This is a genomic window from Arthrobacter sp. TJ-266, from assembly GCF_058269115.1.
The window spans coordinates 836355-861232 of the sequence record NZ_JBZCNC010000002.1 but is presented as its reverse complement, the minus strand read 5'-3'; the positions used below and the strand labels follow the sequence as shown (position 1 = coordinate 861232).

19 protein-coding genes and 1 pseudogene are annotated in these 24878 nt (G+C 70.0%); 14 read left to right on the top strand and 6 right to left on the bottom strand.

Going from position 1 to position 24878, the window contains the following annotated elements; translation table 11 throughout:
- Window positions 1–1196 precede the first annotated feature (1196 nt).
- From AC4D12_RS08655 to AC4D12_RS08615, 9 genes and pseudogenes are all read left to right on the top strand, one after another.
- On the top strand, window positions 1197–2363 hold the full coding sequence (locus AC4D12_RS08655; RefSeq protein ID WP_490949481.1) for a hypothetical protein: 1167 nt from the start codon (window positions 1197–1199) through the stop codon (window positions 2361–2363).
- A pseudogene (locus tag AC4D12_RS08650) lies at window positions 2360–3343 on the top strand (HAD-IIA family hydrolase); the annotation flags it as partial. The gene AC4D12_RS08655 and the pseudogene AC4D12_RS08650, both read left to right, overlap by 4 nt.
- A gap of 354 nt (window positions 3344–3697) precedes the next feature.
- Entirely contained in the window at window positions 3698–4549 is an 852-nt protein-coding gene (locus AC4D12_RS08645; protein ID WP_490949480.1) for a TlyA family RNA methyltransferase, read from the top strand.
- A complete protein-coding gene (locus tag AC4D12_RS08640; protein WP_490949479.1) occupies window positions 4542–5522 on the top strand; it encodes an NAD kinase in 981 nt (326 codons plus the stop codon). The genes AC4D12_RS08645 and AC4D12_RS08640 overlap by 8 nt, the downstream gene beginning before the upstream one ends.
- Complete coding sequence (recN, locus tag AC4D12_RS08635) at window positions 5519–7246, top strand: DNA repair protein RecN (protein WP_490949478.1); 1728 nt, start codon at window positions 5519–5521, stop codon at window positions 7244–7246. The genes AC4D12_RS08640 and recN overlap by 4 nt, the downstream gene beginning before the upstream one ends.
- Window positions 7243–8943: a CTP synthase gene (gene pyrG, locus AC4D12_RS08630; RefSeq protein WP_490949477.1), complete on the top strand. Its 1701-nt coding sequence runs from the start codon at window positions 7243–7245 to the stop codon at window positions 8941–8943. The genes recN and pyrG overlap by 4 nt, the downstream gene beginning before the upstream one ends.
- 1 nt (window position 8944) lies before the next feature.
- Window positions 8945–9625, top strand: a complete 681-nt coding sequence (locus tag AC4D12_RS08625) for an NUDIX domain-containing protein (protein WP_490949476.1) — start codon at window positions 8945–8947, stop codon at window positions 9623–9625.
- Between the two features lie 218 nt (window positions 9626–9843).
- Window positions 9844–10770 carry a site-specific tyrosine recombinase XerD gene (gene xerD, locus AC4D12_RS08620; RefSeq protein WP_490949524.1) on the top strand — a complete coding sequence of 309 codons (927 nt, stop codon included), beginning with the start codon at window positions 9844–9846 and terminating at the stop codon, window positions 10768–10770.
- Window positions 10763–11308: an 8-oxo-dGTP diphosphatase gene (locus AC4D12_RS08615; protein WP_490949475.1), complete on the top strand. Its 546-nt coding sequence runs from the start codon at window positions 10763–10765 to the stop codon at window positions 11306–11308. Before xerD ends, AC4D12_RS08615 begins: the two co-directional genes overlap by 8 nt.
- A 44-nt stretch (window positions 11309–11352) precedes the next feature.
- On the opposite strand, the gene AC4D12_RS08610 is transcribed toward AC4D12_RS08615, so the two are convergent.
- Genes AC4D12_RS08610 through AC4D12_RS08595 form a run of 4 tightly spaced genes read right to left on the bottom strand, consistent with a single transcriptional unit; the run spans window position 11353 to window position 15761 of the window.
- The gene (locus AC4D12_RS08610; protein WP_490949474.1) at window positions 11353–12492 is read right to left on the bottom strand and encodes a bifunctional 2-methylcitrate synthase/citrate synthase; all 1140 of its coding nucleotides are present in this window, start codon (window positions 12490–12492) and stop codon (window positions 11353–11355) included.
- On the bottom strand, window positions 12489–13445 hold the full coding sequence (prpB, locus tag AC4D12_RS08605) for a methylisocitrate lyase (RefSeq protein ID WP_490949473.1): 957 nt from the start codon (window positions 13443–13445) through the stop codon (window positions 12489–12491). Before prpB ends, AC4D12_RS08610 begins: the two co-directional genes overlap by 4 nt.
- 8 nt (window positions 13446–13453) lie before the next feature.
- Window positions 13454–14974 (bottom strand): MmgE/PrpD family protein, encoded by a 1521-nt coding sequence (locus AC4D12_RS08600; protein ID WP_490949472.1) that lies wholly within the window; start codon window positions 14972–14974, stop codon window positions 13454–13456.
- On the bottom strand, window positions 14967–15761 hold the full coding sequence (locus tag AC4D12_RS08595; RefSeq protein WP_490949471.1) for a GntR family transcriptional regulator: 795 nt from the start codon (window positions 15759–15761) through the stop codon (window positions 14967–14969). Before AC4D12_RS08595 ends, AC4D12_RS08600 begins: the two co-directional genes overlap by 8 nt.
- Before the next feature lie 191 nt (window positions 15762–15952).
- Here AC4D12_RS08595 and AC4D12_RS08590 point away from each other — a divergent pair, with 191 nt between their 5' ends.
- On the top strand, window positions 15953–17899 hold the full coding sequence (locus AC4D12_RS08590; RefSeq protein ID WP_490949470.1) for an AMP-binding protein: 1947 nt from the start codon (window positions 15953–15955) through the stop codon (window positions 17897–17899).
- Between the two features lie 45 nt (window positions 17900–17944).
- On the opposite strand, the gene AC4D12_RS08585 is transcribed toward AC4D12_RS08590, so the two are convergent.
- Window positions 17945–18667 (bottom strand): response regulator, encoded by a 723-nt coding sequence (locus AC4D12_RS08585; protein WP_490949469.1) that lies wholly within the window; start codon window positions 18665–18667, stop codon window positions 17945–17947.
- A complete protein-coding gene (locus AC4D12_RS08580) occupies window positions 18664–20442 on the bottom strand; it encodes a sensor histidine kinase (RefSeq protein ID WP_490949468.1) in 1779 nt (592 codons plus the stop codon). Before AC4D12_RS08580 ends, AC4D12_RS08585 begins: the two co-directional genes overlap by 4 nt.
- 213 nt (window positions 20443–20655) lie before the next feature.
- On the opposite strand from AC4D12_RS08580, the gene AC4D12_RS08575 reads away from it, so the two are divergent.
- From AC4D12_RS08575 to scpB, 4 genes are all read left to right on the top strand, one after another.
- Window positions 20656–22056, top strand: a complete 1401-nt coding sequence (locus AC4D12_RS08575) for a cation:dicarboxylate symporter family transporter (protein ID WP_490949467.1) — start codon at window positions 20656–20658, stop codon at window positions 22054–22056.
- Window positions 22057–22359: 303 nt separating this feature from the next.
- Entirely contained in the window at window positions 22360–23247 is an 888-nt protein-coding gene (locus AC4D12_RS08570; RefSeq protein ID WP_490949466.1) for a ParA family protein, read from the top strand.
- A 47-nt stretch (window positions 23248–23294) separates the two neighbouring features.
- Window positions 23295–24188: a segregation and condensation protein A gene (locus AC4D12_RS08565; RefSeq protein WP_490949465.1), complete on the top strand. Its 894-nt coding sequence runs from the start codon at window positions 23295–23297 to the stop codon at window positions 24186–24188.
- Window positions 24181–24843 carry an SMC-Scp complex subunit ScpB gene (gene scpB / locus AC4D12_RS08560; protein ID WP_490949464.1) on the top strand — a complete coding sequence of 221 codons (663 nt, stop codon included), beginning with the start codon at window positions 24181–24183 and terminating at the stop codon, window positions 24841–24843. Before AC4D12_RS08565 ends, scpB begins: the two co-directional genes overlap by 8 nt.
- Window positions 24844–24878: the final 35 nt, after the last annotated feature.

Here is a 24878-nt window from a genome sequence, read left to right as displayed (position 1 = left end):
CCACACCACCAGGTGCGGGGCCTCACCCCATTAACCCCCCCCAACACCCCCTCAACACGGACCAGCACCCGCACCGGGCGGGAAGCAACGTGGGGCAGGAATCATGAGTGGCTCTCGTGGTTCCATTGAAGAGCAGTACATACAGAACAATAGAGACGCGTCGGCTTCCTTCTGCCGGCATTCGACGAGAGGACGCCGCAACCATGGCCGATCAGGAGCACGACTCTGGACGGAACGAGGATCGCGGGGCCGCATCCGGCTCTCAGGGGAGCCGTGACGAGGAGCAGGTGAGGACGCCTCCCGCCCGTCGACACGCTTGGGGCTCGAAGACCAATGCCCAGGCGGCTTCCTCCGCCCCCGTGAGCGGCGCGTCCGGTACTCGGGACGATGCGTCGTCGGACCGGTCGGACCGCGCCTCTGCGGACACCGGAACCAGGGGAGAAGCGACACGCGCGTCGCGCACCGAGGGCTTTTCGGCCGATGGCGGGGATGTATCAGGACGAGGCACAGGCACCACCGAAGCCGCTGAGGGACGTGGTCCGAGCGATGCCGGGCGGGACCGGAGCGTGCGGTCGGAGCGTGCGTCGGCGCCACGGTCCGATTCCAGGGATCAACATGCGTCACCCGACCGTAAGGCACCCTTCGCACGCGGCAATCGTGGGGCCGACGGCAAGGCAGGCCCCCGCGGCACTTCAGGAGGCGATCGCGCAGGTACGCGCGGCACTTCGGGAGTCGACCGCGCCGGTACGCGCGGCGCTACAGGAGGCGACCGCCGTGGTGATCAGGACCGGGGTGCTCAGCTGCGCGGCTCGGCGTCGCGCGGCGGTTCGGCCTCCGGCTCCGCGGACAAGCACGGACGCTTCGGTCGCACCGATGCGCGCGCCGATCGTCCGTCCGGTGGTTCGGGCGCGCGACCGGACCGCCCCTCCTATGGTGACCGCGCACGTGAAGGACGGCGGTCTCCCGACGGGCGTTCCTCCGACAGGACCACGCCATTCCGACGTCCGACCGACCGCCAGGACCCAGCAGGCGGTGCTGATCGGCGCTCCGATGATCGTCGCGGACCGAACCGTCCAGCTGCGCCCTCGGCCGGCCCTCGCGTTCCCAACGCACGCGACCTGCGCAGTGCCAACCGCCCGGACCGGGAACGGTCACCGGAGATCGATGAGGACGTCAAGGGCGATGAACTCGATCGGGTGACCCGCGCCCAGATCCGTAATCTCGAGGAGCGGAGCGCTCTCTGGGTTGCGAAGCACCTCGTCATGGCAGGCCGGTTGATCGATCTCGATCCGGAGTTGGCCTTTCAGCATGCCCTTGCGGCGAGTCGGCGAGGTGGTCGCCTTGCCGCTGTGCGCGAGGCCGTGGGTCTCACCGCCTATGCGGCTGGTCACTACGGCGAGGCTCTCCGCGAATTCAGGACGTTCCGGCGTATCAGCGGATTGAACGTGCATCTGCCGGTGATGGCGGATTGCGAGCGGGGTCTCGGTCGGCCCGATCGGGCACTCGATCTCGCGCGCACCGACGAGGCTGCGTCCTTGGACGTCGCGGGCACCGTCGAGTTGGCGATGGTGGTGAGCGGCGCGCGGGCCGACCTCGGTCAGTTCGACGCTGCAGTCTCCGCGCTGGAGATTCCGCAGCTGGATCTGCACAAGGCTTTCTCCTACAGCCCACGCCTGTTCCGCGCCTATGCAGACGCGCTCGACGCCGCGGGGCGGTCCAGCGAGTCAGGGCGGTGGCGCAGGCAAGCCGACGTCGCAGATCGAGCCCTCGGCAACGACGACGACACCGAACCGGACATCATCGACCTCGGGGACGACTATGAGGTCGTAGCCGAGCCGGTACCCAAGGTGTCGGATCTACTTGGGACCCACACTGCGGAGATGAGCGGCGGGTCCACGAGTGGAACGACGGCGCAGGACGCCGAGAGCGCTGCGCCGCAGGCCGTTGCCGAGTCTCTTCAGGCCCCGGAACTCGAGGACGGGGTGCGTCAGGACGTCATGGAGCACCAGGACGCAGTGCGCGACGACATACAGCAGCAGGACGTGGAGCATCAGGTTCGGCTCGATACTGACGGCGCGGCGGATGACGGTGCAGTGACGGATCTTCTCTCTGGTCCGACCGGCGAAGGTGACCCTGCCGACAGCGCAGAGTCGGCAGCTGACGCAGAGGACGACGGAGCACCCGCGAGCAGTGGTGATGTCGTTCTCGACGAGGTAAATCCAGCAGACGACGATGCTGAGGTCGATGCTGAGCAGGACGAGCAGCAGCCGGAGCAGTCCGAGATGCTGTTCACCATGGACCCCGTCGCACCACGACGCTCGGCCGACAGCACGCGGACAACTGATCAGGAGAGCGCCGAATGAACACGCAGCCCACGGGCCCGCGCCTGATCGACGCCTTCGACGTCGTGCTCACCGACCTGGATGGCGTCGTCTACGCGGGGCCTTTGGCGATTCCTGGAGCGACCGACGCTCTCGAGCGACTGGCGACCGAGGGCAAGAGCCTGGCCTACGTGACGAACAATGCCTCCCGATCGTCGGAGCAGGTGGCGGCACACCTGCGTGAACTCGGTGCGCCGGCCACGGCCGAGCAGGTCTTCGGGTCCGCGCTGGCCGGCGCCGAGCTGCTCGCCGGCGAGGTCGCCGCTGGAGCATCGGTGCTCGTCGTCGGCAGCGAGACGTTGGCCGAAGCCGTGCGGGCGCAGGGACTCACCGTCGTCGCGTCGGCCGAGGACCGACCGGACGCCGTCATCCAGGGGTTCTCGCCGCATCTCGGCTGGAAGGACCTCGCCGAGGCGGCCTACGCCGTAGCCGCCGGAGCCGTGTGGGTCGCGACCAACACCGACATGTCCATCCCACAGGAACGGGGCATCGCGCCCGGGAACGGCACGCTCGTCGGAGCTGTGGCTGCAGCGACGAAGCGGACGCCGCTGGTCGCCGGGAAGCCTGAAGCCGCCCTGTTCAGGACCGCCGCCCGTCATGCGGGAGTGGACCGCGCCCTCGTGGTCGGCGATCGCCTGGACACGGACATCCTCGGCGGGAACAGGGCCAGCATGACCACGGCCCTCGTGCTGACGGGCATCGACACGGTGCGGACGGCACTTGCTGCGTCGAGCGATCAGCGCCCCGTGTTCCTCATCAGCTCGCTGGCGGAGCTGTACCAGGCGTACCCCCGGGTCACCTCGGCCGACGGCACCTTCTCCTGCGGACGGTCCTCGGCGACGGTGGACGGTACGTCGATCGACGTCGTCGGCTCCGAGGAGGACGTCGACAGCTGGCGAGCCGCCTGCGCCGCATGGTGGGAGGCGTACCCGACGACCGACACGGCTTCCGAGCCCGATGTGCGTTTCACGCCGCCGGTCGGGGCGAACACAGCGAACACGCACGGCGTCGCTTTCGGCGGCGGGGGATCGGGTGATCGCGCAGCGACTGCCCCCGCCGAACCGACCGGCACCGGTCGCGTGGAGCCCGCGGATGTTGCGGCACCGACGACGGTCGTGGAGGGTGCGCAGCGGTGACGGACAAACCGGAGGACGCCGCGTGGTCGAGCGGGGACCCTCACGTCGATCGCATCGCCTCGGCGCTGGACGCCCTCGGGCGCACGCCCGTGGGGGGGCACGCCTCTCTCCTGCAGGAGGTCCATGATCGCCTGAGCGGGGAGCTCGCCCCGGAGCGGGCGCTCCGGGGGGCAGGAGACCATGGCGCGTCTTGACCAGGAGCTGGTGACCCGCGGTCTCGCGCGCTCCCGTTCCCAGGCGGCCCAGCTCATCGCCGCGGGTCGCGTCACGGTGGGCGGTGCGGTGACCGTCAAGGCGTCCGCTACCGTCCGCCCGCTCGACGACGTCCTGGTCGATGGGCTGGGCGAGGACTTCGTCAGCCGTGCGGGCACGAAGCTCGACGGTGCGTTGCGTGCCTTCTCCGCGGTGGACCCCGCGGGAGCCCGGTGCCTGGATGCCGGCGCATCCACGGGAGGATTCACGGACGTGCTGCTCCGACGGGGTGCGCGGGAGGTCGCGGCGGTCGACGTCGGGCACGGGCAGCTGGTGCAGCAGGTCCGGGAGGACCCCCGCGTGCAGGTCTTCGAGGGGATGAACGTCCGCCACCTCGAGCCACAGCAGATCGGCGGCCAGGTGGACCTCACCGTCGCCGACCTGTCCTTCATCTCGCTCCGGCTGGTTGTGGCCGCGCTCGTCGGAGCCACGCGGGCCGGTGGGAACCTGCTCCTCCTGGTCAAGCCGCAGTTCGAGGTGGGGCGAGGTGCGCTCAACCGCCTCGGCGTGGTGACGGACGACGACGCACGGCGACGCGCCGTCGTCGGCGTCCTGAGGACCGCCCTCGGGCTCGGTACCGCGATCGGCGGGGTCGCCCGGAGCGAGCTCCCCGGTCAGGACGGCAACGTCGAGTACTTCGTGTGGATAAAGATGCCCTCGGACGCGATGGTGCCTAGGATCGAGGAGGAGCTGGACCGGATGGCGGACCAGTCGCTCGAGGAGAGCGGCCTGTTTCCGCGTCCGTCCCGCCCGACCAATCAGACGGAGCTTCATGAGTAGACGCATTCTCGTGCTCGCGCACACCGGTCGACGCGAAGCGATGGTGGCCGCGCAGGAGGCGTGCACGCGCCTGCACGACCTCGGGCTGCAGCCCGTGGTGAGCGCTGACGAGCTCGCCGATATCCAGCGTGAGTACGGCGTCCTCGCCGCGCCCGCAGAGGTGCTCGGCGAGGACGTGCACCTCGACGACGTCGAGCTCGTCATGGTGCTCGGCGGCGACGGCACCATCCTGCGTGCCGCCGAACTGGTCCGCGATGCCGACGTACCACTGCTCGGCGTCAACCTCGGTCACGTCGGGTTCCTCGCCGAGAGCGAGCGCGCTGACCTCGAGGAGACCGTGCGGTGGGTGGCGGACCGCGACTACACGGTGGAGGAACGCACCACCATCGAGGTCCTGGTCTGGCTGGGGGACACGCTCCTGGGCAGTAGCTGGGCGCTCAACGAAGCAGCGATCGAGAAGGCCAACCGGGAGCGCATGATCGAGGTGGTCATGGAGGTCGACGGCCGTCCCGTCAGCGCGTTCGGGTGCGACGGCGTGGTGCTGGCGACCCCGACGGGATCCACGGCCTATGCCTTCTCGGCCAGCGGGCCCGTGGTGTGGCCGGAGGTCGAAGCCCTGCTCATGGTCCCGATCAGCGCCCACGCCCTGTTCGCCAAACCTCTCGTCGTCGCGCCCACCTCGCTGCTCGCCGTCGAGCTCCTCACCCGGACCGACGCCTCCGGTGTGCTCTGGTGCGACGGCCGCCGCAGCATCGACCTGCCGTCCGGTGCGCGCGTGGAGGTTCGCCGGTCGGACCACCCGGTCCGCCTTGCACGGACCCGCCAGACGCCGTTCTCCGAGAGGCTCGTGCGGAAGTTCGAACTTCCCGTGCAGGGCTGGCGCGGGCCCGTGACGCACCAGGACCCGGTGCGGCACGCCGATCCGGTGAAGCACGCTGATCCGTCGACGGATCCGGACGGGGCGAGTTCATGATCGAGGAGATGCGCATCAGGGACCTCGGCGTCATCACCGACGCCACGCTCAGCCTCGGCCCGGGACTGACGGTCGTGACCGGGGAGACGGGCGCCGGCAAGACGATGGTCATCACCGCCCTCGGTCTGCTCCGTGGTGCCCGCTCCGACGCCGGTGCCGTCCGCCTCGGGGCGAAGTCGGCCTCGGCCGAAGCCGTGCTGCGTCTGGACCCCGGCAGCGCTGCGGCGCTGAGGGCTGCCGACGCAGGAGCCGCGCTCGAGGAGCACGACGGCGTCGCGGAACTCATCCTCGCCCGCACCGTGACGAGCGAGGGCCGCAGCCGGGCCTTCGTGGGCGGCCGGGCAGCACCCGTGGGTGTCCTCGCCGAACTCGGGGACGAGCTCGTCGTCGTTCACGGGCAGTCCGACCAGCTGCGCCTGAAGGGCGCACCGGCCCAGCGGCAGGCGCTCGACAAGTTCGGCGGCGAGCCGGTCGAGGCCGCCCTCCGGGAGTACGGCTCGACCTTCCATGCGTGGCGTGACGCCCTCGCCGAGCGGGAGCGCCTCCAAGATGAGGCGCGCGAGCGGTTGCGCGAGGCCGAGGGCCTCGAGGCGGCGCTCACCGAGATCGGGGAGCTCGAACCGCAGCCGGGGGAGGACGTCGCGCTCAAGGCGGAATCCATGCGCCTCGGCAACGTCGAGGAGCTGCGGACCGCGGCCCTCCTGGCCCACCAGGCACTCGTCTCCGACGACATCGGCGCCGGCGCCGACGCGGTGTCGCTCACGGACGAGGCGAAGCGCCAGCTCGAGGCCGTCGCGGAGCACGACCCCGATCTCGGGAAGCTCGCGGAGCGGCTCGCCGAGGTGGGCTACCTCCTCGCCGACATCTCTGCCGAACTGGCGGGCTACGGCGCGTCGCTGGACGGAGAGGGGGCGGGCAGGCTCGAGGAGGTGGAGTCCCGCCGTGCCGCGCTGTCCGTTCTGGTGAGGAAGTACGCTCCCACGATCGACGACGTGCTGGCCTGGCAGGAGGACGCCGTCAAGCGACTCCTCGAGCTCAGCAGCGACTCCTCCCGGGTGGAGGAGCTCGACGACGTGATCGCCGATCTCGACAGCCGGGTCCACCAGCTCGGGCAGGACCTCTCGACCCTGCGCCGCACGGCGGCGGAGAACCTCGCCCAGCAGGTCAGCGACGAGCTGACCGCCCTCGCGATGCCGGACGCACGCCTCCTGATCGAGGTGACCCCGGCGGAGTCCCTGACCGTCCACGGCGCCGACGACATCGCCTTCCTGCTGCAGCCGCATCCCGGTTCGGGGCCGAGGGCTCTCGGCAAGGGCGCCTCGGGCGGTGAGCTCTCGCGCGTGATGCTGGCCATCGAGGTGGTGCTCGCCGCGGTGGATCCCGTGCCCACCTTCGTGTTCGACGAGGTCGACGCCGGGGTGGGCGGCAAGGCCGCCGTGGAGATCGGACGCCGCCTGGCGATGCTGGCCGAGCACGTCCAGGTCATCGTCGTGACGCACCTGCCGCAGGTCGCCGCCTTCGCGGCGCGTCACATCAGGGTCACGAAGAACGTCACACGGGACGGCGACGGTGGCGGCTTCACGGCCAGCGACGTGGAGGTCCTGCCCGACGACGAGCGGGTGCGGGAGCTCGCGAGGATGCTCGCAGGCCAGGAGGACTCGGCGTCAGCGCGTGCACATGCGGAGGAACTCCTCGCGGATGCCGCCCGCACGTCCGCTCGGTGATAGCCTTGAACTCCGTGGCGCAGCAAATAAACTCCCGGTTCCTGAAACCCGCAACGACCAAGCACATCTTCGTGACTGGCGGCGTGGCCTCCTCACTCGGCAAGGGACTGACGGCATCCAGCCTGGGTCACCTCCTGAGGGCGCGCGGCCTCTCCGTCACGATGCAGAAGCTGGATCCCTATCTCAACGTGGATCCCGGCACGATGAATCCCTTCCAGCACGGCGAGGTCTTCGTCACCGACGACGGCGCCGAGACGGATCTCGACATCGGGCACTACGAGCGGTTCCTCGACGAGAACCTCGACGGCTCGGCCAACGTGACCACCGGTCAGGTCTACTCGACGGTCATCGCCAAGGAGCGCAGGGGTGAGTACCTCGGCGACACCGTCCAGGTCATCCCGCACATCACCGACGAGATCAAGCGCCGCATGCGTCTGCCCGCGGAGCCGTCCGCAGGCAAGAAGGTGCCCGACGTCATCATCACGGAGATCGGCGGGACGGTCGGCGACATCGAGTCCCAGCCGTTCCTGGAGTCGGCGCGTCAGGTCCGTCAGGACGTCGGCAGGAACAACGTGTTCTTCCTGCACGTCTCCCTCGTGCCCTATATCGGCCCTTCGCAGGAACTGAAGACCAAGCCGACGCAGCACTCCGTCGCGATGCTGCGTTCCATCGGTATCCAGCCGGACGCCATCGTGATCCGCTCGGACCGCGAGGTCCCGGCAGCCATGCGCGAGAAGATCGGGCGCATGTGCGACGTCGACATCGACGCCGTGGTGAACGCCGCCGATGCCGCGAGCATCTACGACATCCCGAAGACCCTGCACGCGCAGGGGCTCGACGCGTACATCGTCCAGGCCCTCGACCTGAAGTTCAAGGACGTCAACTGGACGAAGTGGAACAAGCTTCTCGACGCCGTCCACAACCCGAAGCACCAGGTCGAGGTTGCCCTCGTGGGCAAGTACATCGACCTCCCCGACGCCTATCTGTCCGTGACCGAGGCCCTGCGTGCCGGCGGATTCGCCAACCAGGCGAAGGTGACCATCAAGTGGGTGCCCTCCGACGAGTGCAGCACTCCCGAGGGGGCGAAGAAGGCGCTCGCCGGCGTCGATGCCGTCTGCATCCCGGGAGGGTTCGGTATCCGCGGACTCGAGGGCAAGCTGGGCGCCCTCACCTACGCACGGGAGAACAAGATCCCGACCCTCGGACTGTGCCTCGGACTGCAGTGCATGGTCATCGAGTACGCACGGAACGTCGTCGGACTGGTCGGCGCGTCGTCGAGCGAGTTCGAGCCGGACACCGAGTTCCCCGTCATCGCGACCATGGCCGAGCAGCTCGAGATCGTCGCCGGCGACGGCGACATGGGCGGGACCATGCGCCTCGGCCGCTGGGAGGCGAAGCTCCAGGAGGGCTCCGTCATCGCGGGGACCTACGGCCGCACGACGGTCTTCGAACGCCACCGCCACCGCTACGAGGTGAACAACGAGTACCGCCAGCAGCTCTCGGACGCCGGTCTCGTGTTCTCCGGCACGACGACGGACGGAAAGCTGGTGGAGTTCGCCGAGTTGCCGAAGGACGTGCACCCGTACTACGTCTCCACGCAGGCACACCCGGAGCTCAGCTCGCGTCCCACGCGTCCGCACCCGCTGTTCGCCGGTCTCGTGAAGGCCGCTCTCGGGCGCCGGACCACGAAGGTCTGATGTGACCTCGTTCAGCGAGTCCGGCTTCGGTGACGAGCAGAGTCCCCGGAGGCTGCTCGGCACCTCCACCGTCTACGAGGGGCGCGTGTGGGACGTCGTGAGCGAGCGGTTCACGCTCACGGAGGACGGCGAGACCATCACACGGGACTTCATCCGCCACCCGGGTGCCGTGGCGGTCCTCGTGCTGGACGACGACGGCCGGGTGCTCCTCCTGCGCCAGTACCGCCACCCGGTGCGGATGGCCCTATGGGAGATCCCGGCGGGTCTGCTCGACGAGGAGGGCGAGGACTTCGTGGACGCCGCCGCCCGTGAGCTCGCCGAGGAAGCCGACCTCACGGCGCGGCAGTGGGACGTCCTCGTGGACCTCTTCCTCTCGCCGGGTTCGTCCTCCGAGGCGCTTCGCGTCTACCTTGCCCGGGGGATCGGCGAGGTACCCGAGGCCGACCGTCACACCCGCACCCACGAGGAAGCCGAGATCGAACTCGCATGGGTGGACCTGGACGCCGCGGTTGCCGCGGTGCTCGAGGGCCGCATCCACAGCCCGTCCGCTGTCGCCGCGATCCTCGCGGTGCGCGTGGCACGCGAGAACGGCTTCGTGGACCTTCGGCCAGCTCTCGCCCCCTGGCCGGAGCATCCGAGCCAGCACTCCACCTGGCCGCACGGCGCAGTCCTCGGGACCTGACCGCCGTGCCTGGGGCATCGCCGAGCGCGGACGGGTATGGGACCGACGGGTATCCAGCCGACGAGCAGCGAGTCGACGAACCGTCGGTGAGCGCCCAGCACGTCGAGGCGGAGCAGTCCGACCGTCCGCGCGCTCAATCGCTACCGTCCGACGGTTCGCACGCCGGTGCGGAGCAGGCGGCCGGTCCGCGCGCCCAGCCGCAGCAACCGGATGGTCCCGTGGCCGAGCTCGTGCGGGACTACCTGCAGCACATGTCCGTGGAGCGCGGCTTGTCCGTCAACACGCTGGCCGCGTACCGGCGGGACCTCCGCCGGTACCAGGCCTTCCTCGTGGATCGCGGTGTCGACGAGGTGCAGCGCATCACGCGGCACGACGTGTCCGCCTTCGCGCAGGCCGTCGTCTCCGGTGACGACGGGCTGGCTCCCCTCAGCCCGCGGTCCGCAGCCCGGACCGTCGTCTCCGTCCGCGGACTGCACAGGTTCTGGGCCCTGGAGGGCATCACCCCGGGTGATCCCGCAAGGGACGTGCACCCACCTATGACGGGGAAGCGGCTGCCGAAGGCCATCCCCGTGGCGGACGTCGTCCGGATCCTCGAATCCGTCGACACCTCCACACCGCCCGGCCTGCGAGACCGAGCGCTCCTCGAGTTCCTGTATTCCACGGGAGCGAGGATCAGCGAGGCCGTGGGTCTCGACGTCGACGACGTCTCCGTCAGTGCTTCGGTCGATGGCCCCGCCGTCGTCCGGCTGCTGGGGAAGGGGTCCAAGGAGCGGCTCGTGCCCGTCGGCTCCTACGCGGCTCGCGCGGTGGACGCCTACCTGGTGCGCGGCCGGCCCACCCTCGCGGTCTCGGGAGCCGGCGGACCCGCCCTCTTCCTCAACATGCGGGGTGGGAGGCTCAGCCGACAGAGCGCCTGGAGCATCCTCAAGTCGGCGACCGAGCGGGCGCAGGTGACGCGCGACGTCTCGCCGCACACGCTCCGCCACTCCTTCGCGACGCACCTCCTCGAGGGCGGGGCCGACGTCCGGGTGGTGCAGGAACTCCTCGGGCATGCGTCCGTCACCACCACGCAGGTGTACACGCTCGTCACGGCCGACACGCTGCGCGAGGTCTACGCCGCCGCGCATCCGAGGGCCCGTGCCTGAGCACCCCGAACCTCGCGATACGTCTCCCGAGACCTCGGGCGAATGGGTGATGCTCGACGGCGTCACCTACCGACGCGTGGTCCTGTGCTTCATCTTCCGTTCCGTCGGCGGCTCCCGGGACGTGCTGCTCGGGCTCAAGCTCACCGGCTTCGGTACCGGACGGGTCGTGGCGATCGGCGGCAAGATCGACGGCGCGGAGTCGGACCTCGACGCTGCAGTCCGCGAGGTGCGCGAGGAGACAGCCCTCGAGCTGCCGCCGTCGTCGGTGCGGTCCGCCGGTCGAATCCGCTGGGCCTTCCCTGCCCAGCCGGGCTGGAACATGGCTGCGTCCCTCTTCACTGCGGACGTGGGCGACGTCGAACCGGTGCCCTGCGAGGAGATCGAGCCCCGCTGGTACCCCGTCGGCTCCATCCCGTGGCAGGCGATGTGGCAGGACGCGCCTCACTGGCTACCCCGGCTGCTCGAGGGCGCCATGATCGACGCGCGCATCGTCATGGCGGAGGACAACGAAGCCGTGGCGGAGGCCGTCCTCTCCTGATTCACGCCGCGGCAGCCCGGTGGGGCCGCCGCAGCGGGAATCCGTCAGGGGACGTGCCGCTCCTCGGGACCGTTGTAGAGGCTCAGCGGGCGGATCAGCGCGTTCGAAGCGGCCTGCTCCATGACGTGTGCCGTCCACCCCGTGATGCGCGCGGCGATGAAGAGCGGCGTGAACATCTCGGTGTCGAAGCCCATGAGGTGGTAGGTCGGCCCGGCGGGGTAGTCGAGGTTCGGCTTGATGCCCTTCGCCTCGTCCATGGCGGTCTCGAGCCCCGAGTACAGGCCGAGGATCTCGCTGCGTCCGTAGTACGCGACCATCGCGTCGAGGGCCTTCTTCATGGTGGGCACGCGTGAGTCGCCGCTCTTGTACACGCGGTGTCCGAAGCCCATCACCTTCTTCTTCTGCGCAAGGGCGTCCTCCATCCAGGCCTTCGCCCGGGCCGCGGCGTCCTCCGCGCTCTCGTCCTCCCGGATGCCGATCTCCTCGAAGGTGTGCATGACGGCTTCGTTCGCTCCGCCGTGCAGGGCACCCTTGAGCGCGCCGATGGCCCCGGTGACCGCCGAGTGGAGATCGGCGAGCGTGGAGGTGACGACCCTCGCGGTGAAGGTGGAGGCGTTGAAGGAGTGCTCGGCGTAGAGGACCATCGAGACGTCGAACGCGTGGATCACCTCGGCGGGGGCTTCCTCGCCGAATGTCATCCACAGGAAGTTGGCGGAGTACCCGAGGTCGTCGCGCGGCTCGACGAGGGTTTGGCCGCGGCGGCGTCGCTGGTCGTAGGCGACGACGGCGGGGAAGGCGGCGAACAGCGTGGCCGCCTTCTCCATGTTCGCCTCGACCGAGTTGTCGGCCGCCAGCGGATGACGCGCGCCCATCACCGAGACGGCCGTGCGTGCGACGTCCATCGGGTGCGCCGTCAGCGGGAGGAGGTCGATGGCAGCGACGACCTCCTCGGGCAGGGCACGGTGCGCGCGCTCGAAGGCGTCGAACTCGCGGCGCTGGGCGGCGTCCGGCAGTTCACCGTGCCAGAGCAGATGGGCGACGTCCTCCATGTCGCGGTGCCCGGCCAGCTCCTGCACGGGATATCCCCGGTACAGCAGGGAATTGGACTCCGGATTCACCTTCGAGATGGCGGTGTGGTCCACGACCACACCCGCGAGGCCCTTGTAGATCTGCGGCTCTGTCACGATCGCTCCTCCTGTGCATCTGGACCTGCGGGTGCAGGCGGGGCGGCGGACGCGCCGCCCGGTACCTCGAAGTTGAACACGGACGAGTCGAAGCGGTTGTAACCCTCGTAGTCCACGAGCTCGTACAGCCGGCTGCGTGTCTGCATCTGCTCCACGGCCGGCTCCTGCGTGCCGTGCGCCCGGATCGAGTCCAGCGTACGCTCGGCGGCGCCCATCGCACTGCGGAGCAGGGTCACCGGGTAGATGACGATGCTCACGCCGACGCCCTGCAGCTGGTCCACCGTGAAGAGCTCGCTCTTCCCGAACTCGGTCATGTTGGCCAGGATCGGCACGTCCACCGCGTCGCGGATGGCGGCGAACTCCTCCAGACTGCGCATGGCCTCGGGGAAGATCGCGTCGGCGCCGGCGTCCACGAGCGCGCGAGCGCGCTCCTGCGTGGCCAGGAGCGTGTCCGTGCCCCGCATGTCGGTCCGCGCCATGATCAGGAAGTCGGGGTCGCGGCGTGCGTCCGCGGCGGCCCGCACCCGCTTGACCGCCGTGTCGAGATCGACGACGTTCTTGCCGTCGAGGTGGCCGCACCGCTTGGGGTTGAACTGGTCCTCGATGTGGCACCCGGCGAGGCCGGAGTTCTCGAGTTCCTGGACGCTGCGCGCCACGTTCATGGGCTCGCCGAAGCCGGTGTCGGCGTCGACGATGCAGGGGAGGTCCGTCATGCGGGCGATCTGTCCCGCCCGCTGCGCCACTTCGGTCAGGGTGGTGAGGCCGATGTCGGGCAATCCGAGATCGGCGGCGATGACCGCGCCGGAGATGTAGACGCCGTCGAAGCCCTTGTCACCGATGAGGCGTGCGGACAGGGGATTGAAGGCTCCCGGGAACTGCTGGAGACGTCCGGAGGCGAGCCCGTCCCGGAGAGCGCGGCGCTTCTGCGAGGGTGTGACGTCCGAGTACAGCACGGCCCCTCCTACAGGAGTCCCTGCGGCGCGGCGGCCGCATCGAGGAGGCCGGGGCGGGCGACCACGTTCAGCTGCCCGAGCGACCCGGCAGGCAGGTCGGGCAATGACTCGACGGCGGCGAGGAAGCGGTCGAGCTCGGCGTCCTCGATGATCCCCGCGGCGAGCATGCGCAGCTTGGCGATGTAGTCGGCGCGGGCGAAGGGCCGCGCCCCGAGCGGGTGGGCGTCCGCGACGGCGATCTCGTCGGTGATGACGGTGCCGTCCGTCAGCGTGATCTCGACGCGGCCGCCGAAGGCCTTCTCGGCGATGTCGAGGGAGTGGTACCGCCGGGTCCACTCCTGGTCCTCCACGGTGGTGACCTTGTGCCACAGCGACACGGTGTCCGGGCGTGCTGCCCTCTCCGGGGCGTAGGAGTCCTCGTGGTGCCAGCGCCCGTCCTGCAGCGCCACCGTGAAGATGTACGGGATGGAGTGGTCGAGGGTCTCGCGGGAGGCCGTCGGATCGTACTTCTGGGGATCGTTGGCCCCGGAGCCGATCACGAAGTGGGTGTGGTGCGAGGTGTGGATGACGATCGAGGCGACGTTCGCGGGGTCGATCACCTCGGGGTGGTCGCCGTGCAGCCGTCGCGCGAGGTCGATCCAGGCCTGCGCCTGGTACTCGGCGGAGTGCTCCTTCGTGTAGGTGTCGAGGATGGCCCGCTTGGCCTCCCCGCGAGCGGGGAGCGGCACCTCGTACGCCGCGTCCGGACCGTCGAGCAGCCAGGCGATGACGCCGTCCTCACCCTCGTAGATGGGTGTGGGCGAGGTCTGCCCGCGCATGGCCCGGTCCACGGACTCGACGGCCATCTTGCCCGCGAAGGCCGGTGCGTGCGCCTTCCACGTCGAGATCTCGCCCTTGCGGGACTGTCGAGTCGCCGTCGTCGTGTGGAGGGCCTGACCGACCGCATGGAAGACGACGTCGGGTGCGAGCCCGAGGAGCGTGCCGATCCCGGCCGCTGCGGATGGCCCGAGATGCGCCACGTGGTCGATCTTGTGCTCGTGGAGGCAGATGGCCTTCACGAGGTCCACCTGGATCTCGTACCCGGTGGCGATCGCGCGGACGAGATCGCGTCCCGAGGCGCCGGTGTGCTGCGCCGCGGCGAGGATCGGCGGGATGTTGTCGCCGGGGTGCGAGTAGTCGGCGGCGAGGAAGGTGTCGTGGTAGTCGAGCTCCCGGACCGCGACGCCGTTGGCCCAGGCGGCCCATTCCGCCGAGACCGGGGTGTCCACCCCGAAGACGGAGGCTCCCGCGCCGTTCGCGGACACGGGGTGGCTGAGCGCCTGGGAGCGCGCGGCCACGACGGGTGCCCGCGTGAGGGAGGCGATGGCGACGGATGCGTTGTCGATGATGCGGTTGATGACCATGTCGGTGACGTCCGCGGTGACGTCCACCGGGTCCGTGGCCACCTCCGCGATCTTCCACGCGAGCTGGCCGGTCGTCGGGAGGTTCTCCTCGCTGCGGTGGACGCGGACGGGGTGCAGATCAACCATGGTGTTCCTTCGGGGACGCGGTGGGAGGGGCTGGGCGGGGGGCAGGGCGATGGGCCGGGACGGCTGAGGGGACGAGTGATGGGGCGGATCTCGGTGAATTCCTCGCGGGTATCCCTGTCCGAGTCGACGGCGAGGCGGGTGCGTGACCGGCGTCGACCGGGGATTGCGCGAGGAGGTGACCGAGGCTGTTGTGCAGGTGGACGCGCATGGAGGCCTCGGCGAGGTCGGCGTTGCCCGATGCGATAGCGAGGGCCACCTGCTCGTGCTCGCGCGCGGAGGCCAGGAGCCGGGCAGGATTGTCCCGGGCGAGTCTGCGTACCCGCGCGAGGTGCGTGCGGATAGGCTTCTGCGCCTGCAGGAGATAGGGGTTGCCCGCGGCGTCGTCGATGCCCTGGTCCAGCCGGGCGACCAGGGGGTAGTAGTCCTCGTGCCGTCCGTCCGTCGCGAGCGCGTGTGCGGCGGCCTCGAACTCCATGGCCAGCGCCGCGAAGACGTCGGCGGGTCCGCGCGATGCGGCCAGGCGCACCGCGGCGCACTCGAGCGGAAGGCGCACGTCGAACAGATCGGCGACGGCGTCCAGTGAGATGGCGGAGACGACGACGCCCCGGCCGGCATGGGGTGCGGCGAGGCCTTCGGCGACGAGACGGGACAACGCTTCGCGGAGCGGTGTGCGGGAGACGCCGAGCCGGGCGGACTGCTCGACCTCGGCCAGGAGGTCGCCCGGGGCGAGCCGCCACTCCACGATGTCGGCGCGGAGGAGGCCGTAGGCGCGATCACTTGCGCGCAAACCGAGCCTTCCTTTCTCCCGACACCACCACCGCATGAGGGCGCGAACAGTCTTCAATGTATACAGATCCCGCTGGGATGACCAGCACGAGTCGGCCAGATCGGCGTTCGACGCCTGCTCTGTATACACAGCGCGATCCCGGTCCGTGGGCGCTGTGGTACCGTTCCCCCACCGCGCGAGGGAGGGCGATCATGGCTGCAGCAGTGAACAGTGCCGGGAACAGTGCCGGGAACGGGTACGAGGACTACGCGCGCCTGCATGCCGCCAGCCTGGCGGAACCCGAGCGGTTCTGGCTGGACGCCGCAGGCTCCGTCGACTGGGTGACACCGCCGGCGACCGCGCTCGACGACTCGTCCGCCCCGCTGTACCGGTGGTTCCCGGGTGCGAGCCTCAACACGAGCCACAACGCGCTGGACCGGCATGTGGACGCCGGTCACGGGGAGCGGACGGCCCTCGTCTACGATTCCGCGATGCTCGGTGTCTCCCGCAGCTACTCCTACGCGGAACTCCGGGACGAGGTGGCGGTCTTCGCCGGCGTCCTGGCCGGACTCGGCGTCGGGAAGGGGGATCGCGTCCTCGTGTACCTGCCGATGATCCCCGAGGCCGTCATCGCCATGCTGGCCACCGCTCGCCTCGGGGCCGTCCACTCCGTGGTGTTCGGAGGGTTCGCTCCCGCCGAACTCGCCGCGCGCATCCGCGACGCCCGACCCTCGGCGGTGGTGACCGCGACCGGTGGGCTCGAACCCGGACGGCGCGTCGAGTACCTGCCGGCCGTCCGCGAGGCCCTCGCGCTCGCGGGAAGCGCCGGCACGCCCGTGGTGGTGAAGCACCGGGACGGGTTCGACCACGGGATCGAGCAGGAGGGCACCTGGGTCGACTGGGACGAGGCCGTCTCCCGCGCCCACCCCGCCGCGCCCGTCGACGTGGCGGCGACCGACCCGCTGTACATCCTCTACACGTCCGGGACCACCGGTTCACCGAAGGGCGTGGTGCGCGACAACGGGGGCCACGCCGTGGCCCTGTCGTGGTCGATGCGGGCCATCTACGGCATCGGCCCGGGCGACACCATGCTCACGGCCTCCGACGTCGGGTGGGTGGTGGGGCACTCCTACATCGTCTACGGGCCCCTCCTCGTGGGGGCGACGACGGTCCTGTACGAGGGCAAGCCCCTCGGCACGCCCGACGCGGGCGTGTTCGGCAGGCTGATCGAGCAGTACCGCGTGAAGGCGCTGTTCACCGCACCGACCGCCCTCAGGGCCATTCGGAGGGCGGACCCGGAGGGCGCCCTCCTGCGCAGCCACGACCTCTCCTCCCTCGAGTCCCTCTTCTCGGCGGGGGAGCGGCTCGACACCGGGACGTCCGCGTGGATCGGGGACGTCCTCGGCGTGCCCGTGGTGGACAACTGGTGGCAGACCGAGACGGGCTGGCCGATCTGCGCCAACCCGCGGGGCCTCGGCGGGGTGCCGCTGAAGCCGGGATCGCCGTCGCTGCCGTCCCCGGGGTTCGACGTCGTCGTCCTCGACGAGGCAGGGGAACCGCTGCCGCCGGGGGCGGAGGGCAGTATCGCCCTGCGCCTGCCGCTGCCCCCGGGAACGCTGATGACGCTGTGGGGCAGTGACGAGCGCTACCGGGACTCCTACCTCCGGGCGTTCGACGGGTTCTACTCGAGCGGCGACTCCGGCTACATCGACGAGGACGGCTACGTGTTCGTGATGGGACGGACCGACGACGTCATCAACGTGGCCGGGCACCGGCTCTCCACGGGCGCGATCGAGCAGGTGATCGCCCAGCACCCAGCGGTCGCCGAGTGCGCGGTCCTCGGGCTCGAGGACGCTCTCAAGGGACAGCGCGCCAGCGGCTACGTGGTCCTGAAGGCCGGGGTGACCCTCGACGGCACGGCCCTCCAGGCGGAGCTCGTCCACCTGGTCCGCACGACCATCGGTCCTGTCGCCGACTTCCGGTCCGCGACCGTGGTCGACGCGCTGCCGAAGACGCGGTCCGGCAAGATCCTCCGGAAGACCATGCGTCAGATGGCGGCGGGGGAGGACTACGCGGTGCCCTCGACCATCGAGGACCCGTCCGTGCTGGAGGCGCTGGCGCCCCTGCTGCGACCGAGGACGGACGTGACCGGCGACTGAGTCCTTCGCCCGTCCGAGCTGCGCGGGGGAAGGCCCGGCCCCCGGCTACCCTTCCCCGGGTCGCCGCGCCCAGCTGTACTCGAACTCGGGCCGCCCGCGCGTCCCGTAGCGCGGTGTCCTCAGGACGGACTGCTGGTCGGCCAGGTGCTCGAGGTAGCGCCGGGCCGTGACCCGGGACATGGACAGCGCCTCCGAGACCTCGATCGCGGAGGTCGGTGACGAGCGTCCCTTGAGGAGCGCGGACACCGCGCGCAGGGTCTCCGCGGACAGACCCTTCGGCAGGGATGGCGCGGTGAGCGTCCTGAGGGACGCGAACGCCTGGTCCACCTCGGCCTGGGTGGTGGCGGTCGCCTGCTCCACGAGGTTCCGCCGGAAGTCCTGGTAGGCGCCGAGCTTCTCGCTGAACGCCGAGTAGGTGAACGGCTTGATCAGGTACTGGACGATCCCCGAGGAGATCGCGGACCGGACCACGTGGAGATCCCGCACGGCGGTGATCGCGATGATGTCCACGGGGAGGCCGAGCCCGCGCACCCTGCGGATGATGTCGAGTCCGTGGGCGTCCGGCAGGTTCATGTCGAGGAGCATGAGGTCCACCGTCGTGTCCGCCCGGCCCGCGGCGTCCCCCGCGAGATGCAGGAAGGCCGCGAGCTCGGCCCCGCTCCGGGCGACACCGGCGAGCTCGAACCCCTCGAGGCGCCGGACGTACTCGGCGTGGGCGTCCGCGGCAATCGGATCGTCCTCCACCACGAGGACGCGGATGACGCTCATGGAGGGTCACGACCGTCCGGGGTCCGGATCGCGTCATCTGCGATGGCATTCGAATCGACGTGCGCGCCGGCGTGCGCGCCGGAGCCGAGGGTGGCACGCGCACCCGTCCGGTCGGGGTGCGCGGCGTCCGACGCGTCCGCGGTGCTCACCGGGTAGGGGAGCCGGACCGAGAAGCGCGCGCCGCCGTCGTCCGTGTCCGACACCTCGAGCGAGCCCTCGAACCGCTGGACGGCCTGGCGTACGAGGGCCAGGCCGATACCGCGCCCCGCTCCCGTACCCGCACTGTGCGGGTCCTTGGTGCTGTAGCCGAAGTCGAACACCCTCGCCTTCTCGGAGTCGGGCAGACCGTTCCCGCTGTCCTCCACGACGATGAGGAGGCGGGCCGACCCCTCGGACAACGCGGGAGCGTCACGCGCGACGGTCAGCACCACACGCGGTTCGTCGGAGGCCGCCGCCTCGTCGAAGGCGTTGTCGAGCAGGTTGCCGATGATCGTCACGAGGTCCACCGGATTGAAGGAGCCCGCGCCGGCGTCGTCGGCGATCTCCGGGACGAACCTGACGCCGCGCTCGTTCGCCTGGGCTGCCTTCCCGAGCAGCAGTGCCGCGATGAAGGGCTCGTCGATCGCCTCCACCACCTCGTCCGTGAGGCGCTGGGACTGCTGCAGATCGCGCGTGGCGAAGTCCAGGGCCTCGGCGCTCCTGCCGAGCTCGACCAGCGACACGATGGTGTGCATGCGGTTCGCGTGCTCGTGGGTCTGCGAGCGCAGCGCGTCCGTCAGTGTGCGCATCGTCTCGACCTGACCGGTGAGCGCCTCGATCTCCGTGTGGTCACGGAGCGTGGTCACGGTGCCGAGCGGCCCCGGTTCCGAGCGGCCCCGTCGCGCCGGCCCCGGTGGGACCGCGGGCTCCTGGTTGACGACGAGCACGCGGTCCTCCGTGAGGTGCACCTCGTCGTGTGCGCGCCTCCCCGTGGACAGCAGCTCACGGAGCGACGGCGTCACGGCGAGCTGCGAGGCCGGTACGGGCTCCTGGCTGCCGTCGAGGCCGAGCAGACGGGCGGCCTGGTCGTTGTAGAGCACCAGCCGACCCGAGGCATCGGTGAGTAGCAGGCCCTCGCGGACGGAGTGCAGCACCGAGTCGTAGAACACGAAGGTGCGCGAGAGTTCGGCCGGCCCCATGCCGAGGGTCGCATCCCGCAGGCGCCTGCTCAGGAGGAAGGAGACCAGGGCTCCGAGCCCGAGTGCGCCCAGCGCGATACCGGCGACCAGCGGCAGCTGCGCGTTGCGGGCGATCGCCGCACGGTCCACCGTGATGCCCGCAGCCACCATGGCCCGAACGGTCCCGTCCCCGTCCCTCACGGGCACGATGGACCTGATGGACGGCCCGAGCGTCCCCGCGTAGGTCTCGGTGTGGGTGCCGCCGGCGAGCGCCTCGGCGACCGACCCGATGTACGGCTTCCCGATCTGCTCCGGGTTGCGATGGGTGAAACGCGTGCGATCGGTCCCCATGATGGTGATGAAGTCGATGCCGAGTTCGTCCATGACCGCCACGGCGTACGGCTGGAGGTCAGCCGTGGGATCCGGCCCCTCGACGGCCCTGAGGACATCCGGTTCCAGTGCGATGGCGGTGGAGACCGCCAGCATGCGTTCGGCGGCGGAGGCGTTCGCGCCCCTCTCGGCGTCGACGTAGAGGATCACGGAGAGGGACACCGACAGGGCGAGCGTGACGACGAGTTGCACCAGGAAGAACTGCCGAGCGAGGCTCCATCGGCTCACGCGGTGATCCTGCTCCCTCCCGTGTCGCCGCTCGGGGAACGGCGGGCCCGGTGCGGGCCACGACCAGTATGAACTCAATCGTGATCGGGGTCACGTCGGGTGCCATGATGACCAGGAACCATTCAACCTTATGCTTCCTGGTCAGACCCGGTGGACGACGAAAGACCCTCGTCCGCCGCGAGCCGCCGGGCGGCACGACCCCAGGAGTACACCATGGCCATCGCGTCAGCGCGGTCCGACGGCGGACCGGCTCAGCCTCGCAAGAAGGTCGACAAGACCCACTTCCTCTACATCGCGGTCATCGCGGCCGTCGTCCTCGGAGCGATTCTCGGCCTCGCCGCTCCCGAGTTCGCGAAGACGCTGAAGCCACTCGGAACGGGCTTCATCAATCTCATCAAGATGATGATCGCCCCGATCATCTTCTGCACCATCGTGCTCGGTATCGGTTCCATCGCCAAGGCAGCGACGGTCGGCAAGGTCGGCGGCCTCGCCCTCGGGTACTTCATGCTGATGTCCACCTTCGCCCTGGCGATCGGCCTCGTGGTCGGCAACCTGATCCAGCCCGGCGAGGGACTGGACATCTCCGGGTCCACCTACGACGTCCCGGAGAGCGCCGAGGGGGCGTCGAGCGGAACCGTCGGCTTCCTGCTGAGCATCATCCCCACCACCCTGCTGTCCGCCCTGACGGGTCCCAGCATCCTCCAGACGCTGTTCGTCGCACTCCTCGTGGGCTTCGCGCTCCAGAAGATGGGTGAGGCGGGCAAGCCCGTGCTCCGCGGGATCGGTCACATCCAGGCGCTCGTCTTCCGCATCCTGGTCATGATCATGTGGCTCGCGCCCATCGGCGCCTTCGGTGCCATCGCCGCCGTGGTCGGGGAGACCGGCGTCCAGGCCATCATCAGCATGGCCACCCTCATGATCGCCTTCTACCTCACGTGTGCCCTGTTCATCGTGGTCATCCTCGGCGGACTGCTGCGGGCCGTCACGGGCGTGAACATCTTCAAGCTGATGAAGTACCTCGGCCGCGAGTACCTGCTCATCTTCAGCACCTCGTCCTCGGAGGCGGCACTTCCCCGCCTCATCGCGAAGATGGAGCACCTCGGAGTCTCCAAGCCGGTCGTCGGTGTCACCGTCCCCACGGGGTACTCGTTCAACCTGGACGGCACCGCGATCTATCTCACCATGGCCGCGCTGTTCGTCGCGGAGGCCCTCGGCAAGCCCCTGGCCCTCGGTGAGCAGATCTCCCTGCTGGTCTTCATGATCATCGCCTCCAAGGGCGCCGCGGGCGTCACCGGTGCCGGGCTGGCCACCCTGGCCGGCGGCCTGCAGTCGCACCGCCCCGACCTCGTGGACGGCGTCGGCCTGATCGTCGGCATCGACCGCTTCATGTCCGAGGCCCGCGCGCTGACCAACTTCACGGGCAACGCCGTCGCGACGGTCCTGATCGGGAAGTGGACCAAGGAGCTGGACCGCGCACGCGTGGACGAGGTGCTCGAGGGTCGTCTCCCGTTCGACGAGACCACCATGAGCACGGACCACCGCTTCGGGAACGACGTCGAAGGCGGCTCCGCGGCAACCACCGATGCGGCGGTCGGCAACACCTCCGCCCGCTGACCACGGCCGCGCCTGATCGGCGCACAACCCGCCACGACGGCGGCGAACCGGACTCCGGCTCGCCGCCGTCGTGCGTGGTGGCATCGACCCGGGACGTCCGGCCCGGAGCGCCGCGGGCGGCGCGCTCGGCCGGAGCCGCCGCAGCAACGTTCGACGTCAGGCTGAGGCTCAAGGCTCGTCCGGCGCCGACGTGCTCCCTCCACGGGGGTGCTGCCCGGCGTTGTACCGTTGACTAGACGAAACGCGGGCCGCGCCGATGCACGGACCCGCAGCACCGATACTGATGGAAGCGTGGACACATAGGTGAGCAGCGAACAGGGTCCGACCACTCTGCCCGGCGTGGCGGAGGCCGATCTCGGCCCCACGGGCCGCCCTGTCACGGAGTTCCCCGAGCCGCCCGTGCTGGAGTCGCACGGCCCCGCGCGCGTGATCGCCATGGTGAACCAGAAGGGCGGGGTCGGGAAGACGACGTCGACCATCAACCTGGGAGCAGCGCTCGCTGAAGCCGGTCGGCGCGTCCTCCTGGTGGACTTCGACCCGCAGGGCGCACTCTCCGCCGGCCTCGGCACCAATCCACACGAACTCGACGTGACGGTGTACAACGTGCTGATGGACCGTAAGGTCACCATCCACGACGCGATCCAGCGGACCGCCATCGAGAACATCGACCTCCTGCCCGCCAACATCGACCTCTCCGCCGCCGAGGTGCAGCTGGTCAACGAGGTGGCTCGTGAACAGGTGCTGGACCGGGCGCTGCGCAAGGTGGCCGACGACTACGACGTCATCCTGATCGACTGCCAGCCGTCCCTCGGTCTGCTCACGGTCAACGCGCTGACGGCCGCGCACGGCGTGATCATCCCGCTGATCTGCGAGTTCTTCGCGCTCCGCGCCGTGGCGCTGCTCGTGGAGACCATCGAGAAGGTACAGGACCGCCTCAATCCGCGCCTGCAGATCGACGGCGTCCTCGCCACGATGTACGACGCCCGGACGCTGCACTCCCGCGAGGTGATCGCCCGGCTCGTGGAGGCGTTCGGCGACAAGGTCTTCGAGACCGTCATCAAGCGCACCATCAAGTTCGCGGACGCCACGGTCGCCGCCGAGCCGATCACCACCTACGCCGCCAACCACTCCGGCGCGGACGCCTACCGCAGGCTCGCCAAGGAGCTGATCTCCAGGGGCGGAGCGCCGTGACCCGCACCGCGACCGCGGCCGTCCGGGAGCGGTAGGTGCGGCTCGCTGTGAGCGGGGTCGACGACGGGGCGTCCACCTCCGTCGTCGCGGCCGGCGGAACAGCGGTGCAGGGCCCGCCCGTCTTCGCCGTCCGGCTGGTCAACTTCACCGGTCCGTTCGACCTGCTGCTGAACCTGATCTCCCGGCGGGAACTCGACATCACCGAGGTTGCCCTGGCCCAGGTCACGGACGAGTTCATCGCGCACATCCACGCGATCAAGGCTGCCGAGGGGGAGTGGAGGCTCGACGAGGCGAGCGAGTTCCTCGTCGTCGCAGCCACGCTGCTCGACCTCAAGGCCGCGCGCCTGCTGCCCTCGGGCGCCGTCGAGGACGAGGAGGACATCGCGCTCCTCGAGGCCCGCGACCTGCTCTTCGCCCGGCTCCTGCAGTACCGCGCGTTCAAGGAGATGGCCCGGCACCTCCAGGAGCGCTTCGGGGAAGAGGACACCCGGCATCCGCGGGAGGTCCCGCTCGAACCGGAGTTCACACGCCTCCTGCCGGACCTCGTCTGGAAGCACTCGCCCGAGGAATTCGCCGCCCTCGCCGCGCGGGTGCTCGTTCCGCGCGCAGAACCGAGGACGGACGTCGACATCGCGCACCTCCACGCGCCCGCCGTCAGTGTCCGGGAGCAGACCGAGGTACTGCAGGATCTCCTGCGCGGCAGGGGATCGGTCTCCTTCCGGCACCTCACGGAGGACGCCGGCCCGCGGCTGGTGCTGGTGGTCCGGTTCCTGGCGCTGCTCGAGCTGTTCCGCGACGGTGCGGTCTCGTTCGAGCAGGTGGCACCGCTGGCGGAGCTGCTCGTCAGGTGGAGCGCCGACGACGCGTGGTCCGCGGACCGGGTGACGAGCAGTTTCGAGGGTGACGACGCCGATGGACCCGACGGGGAGTCGGATGAGTGAGGACGTGCCCCTCGGAGCGGGGGACGACGGCGTCACCGCCGGCACGAACCCCGAGTCGGTCGACGATCTCCCCGGCGGGATGCGAGGTGCGGTCGAGGCAGTCCTGATGGTCGCCGACCGGCCGGTCACCGAGGAGCAGCTCGCGGCGACGTTGCAGCGGCCCACCGAGCTCGTGCGCGCGCTCCTGGTGGAACTCCAGCGGGAGTACGACGGCTATACTGGAGTCAATCCCACTGCTGTCGATCGGTCGATGGTGCGCGGTTTCGAACTGCGGAGCATCGCGGGCGGCTGGCGCATCTTCTCCCGGAAGCACTTCTCCTCCGTCGTCGCAGAGTTCGTGCTCGACGGACAGACGGCGAGACTCTCGCAGGCCGCGCTCGAGACGCTGGCAGTCATCGCGTACCGCCAGCCCGTGTCCCGGGCCCGGGTCTCGGCGATCCGGGGCGTCAACGTCGACTCCGTGGTCCGGACGCTACTGCAGCGCGGACTCGTCGTCGAGCAGGAGACCGACGCCGAGACGGGCGCCTCTCTCTACGGGACCACCACCCTCTTTCTGGAAAGATTGGGGCTGGGCAGCGTCGACGAGCTGCCCCGCATAGCACCCCATCTCCCGGGGCTCGAGAGCCTCGGTGAGTTCGATCAGACGATGTACTGATCCGCAGCGTGACCGCGGATCGAGCAGGCACGAGC

Excerpts from the sequence above, each read along its gene's own strand:
- AC4D12_RS08645 (WP_490949480.1), top strand. The coding sequence starts at position 3,698 with ATGGCGCGTCTTGACCAGGAGCTGGTGACCCGCGGTCTCGCGCGCTCC.
- AC4D12_RS08640 (WP_490949479.1), top strand. The coding sequence starts at position 4,542 with ATGAGTAGACGCATTCTCGTGCTCGCGCACACCGGTCGACGCGAAGCG.
- recN (WP_490949478.1), top strand. The coding sequence starts at position 5,519 with ATGATCGAGGAGATGCGCATCAGGGACCTCGGCGTCATCACCGACGCC.
- AC4D12_RS08600 (WP_490949472.1), bottom strand. The coding sequence starts at position 14,974 with ATGGTTGATCTGCACCCCGTCCGCGTCCACCGCAGCGAGGAGAACCTC.
- AC4D12_RS08590 (WP_490949470.1), top strand. The coding sequence starts at position 15,953 with ATGGCTGCAGCAGTGAACAGTGCCGGGAACAGTGCCGGGAACGGGTAC.
- AC4D12_RS08585 (WP_490949469.1), bottom strand. The coding sequence starts at position 18,667 with ATGAGCGTCATCCGCGTCCTCGTGGTGGAGGACGATCCGATTGCCGCG.
- AC4D12_RS08575 (WP_490949467.1), top strand. The coding sequence starts at position 20,656 with ATGGCCATCGCGTCAGCGCGGTCCGACGGCGGACCGGCTCAGCCTCGC.
- scpB (WP_490949464.1), top strand. The coding sequence starts at position 24,181 with ATGAGTGAGGACGTGCCCCTCGGAGCGGGGGACGACGGCGTCACCGCC.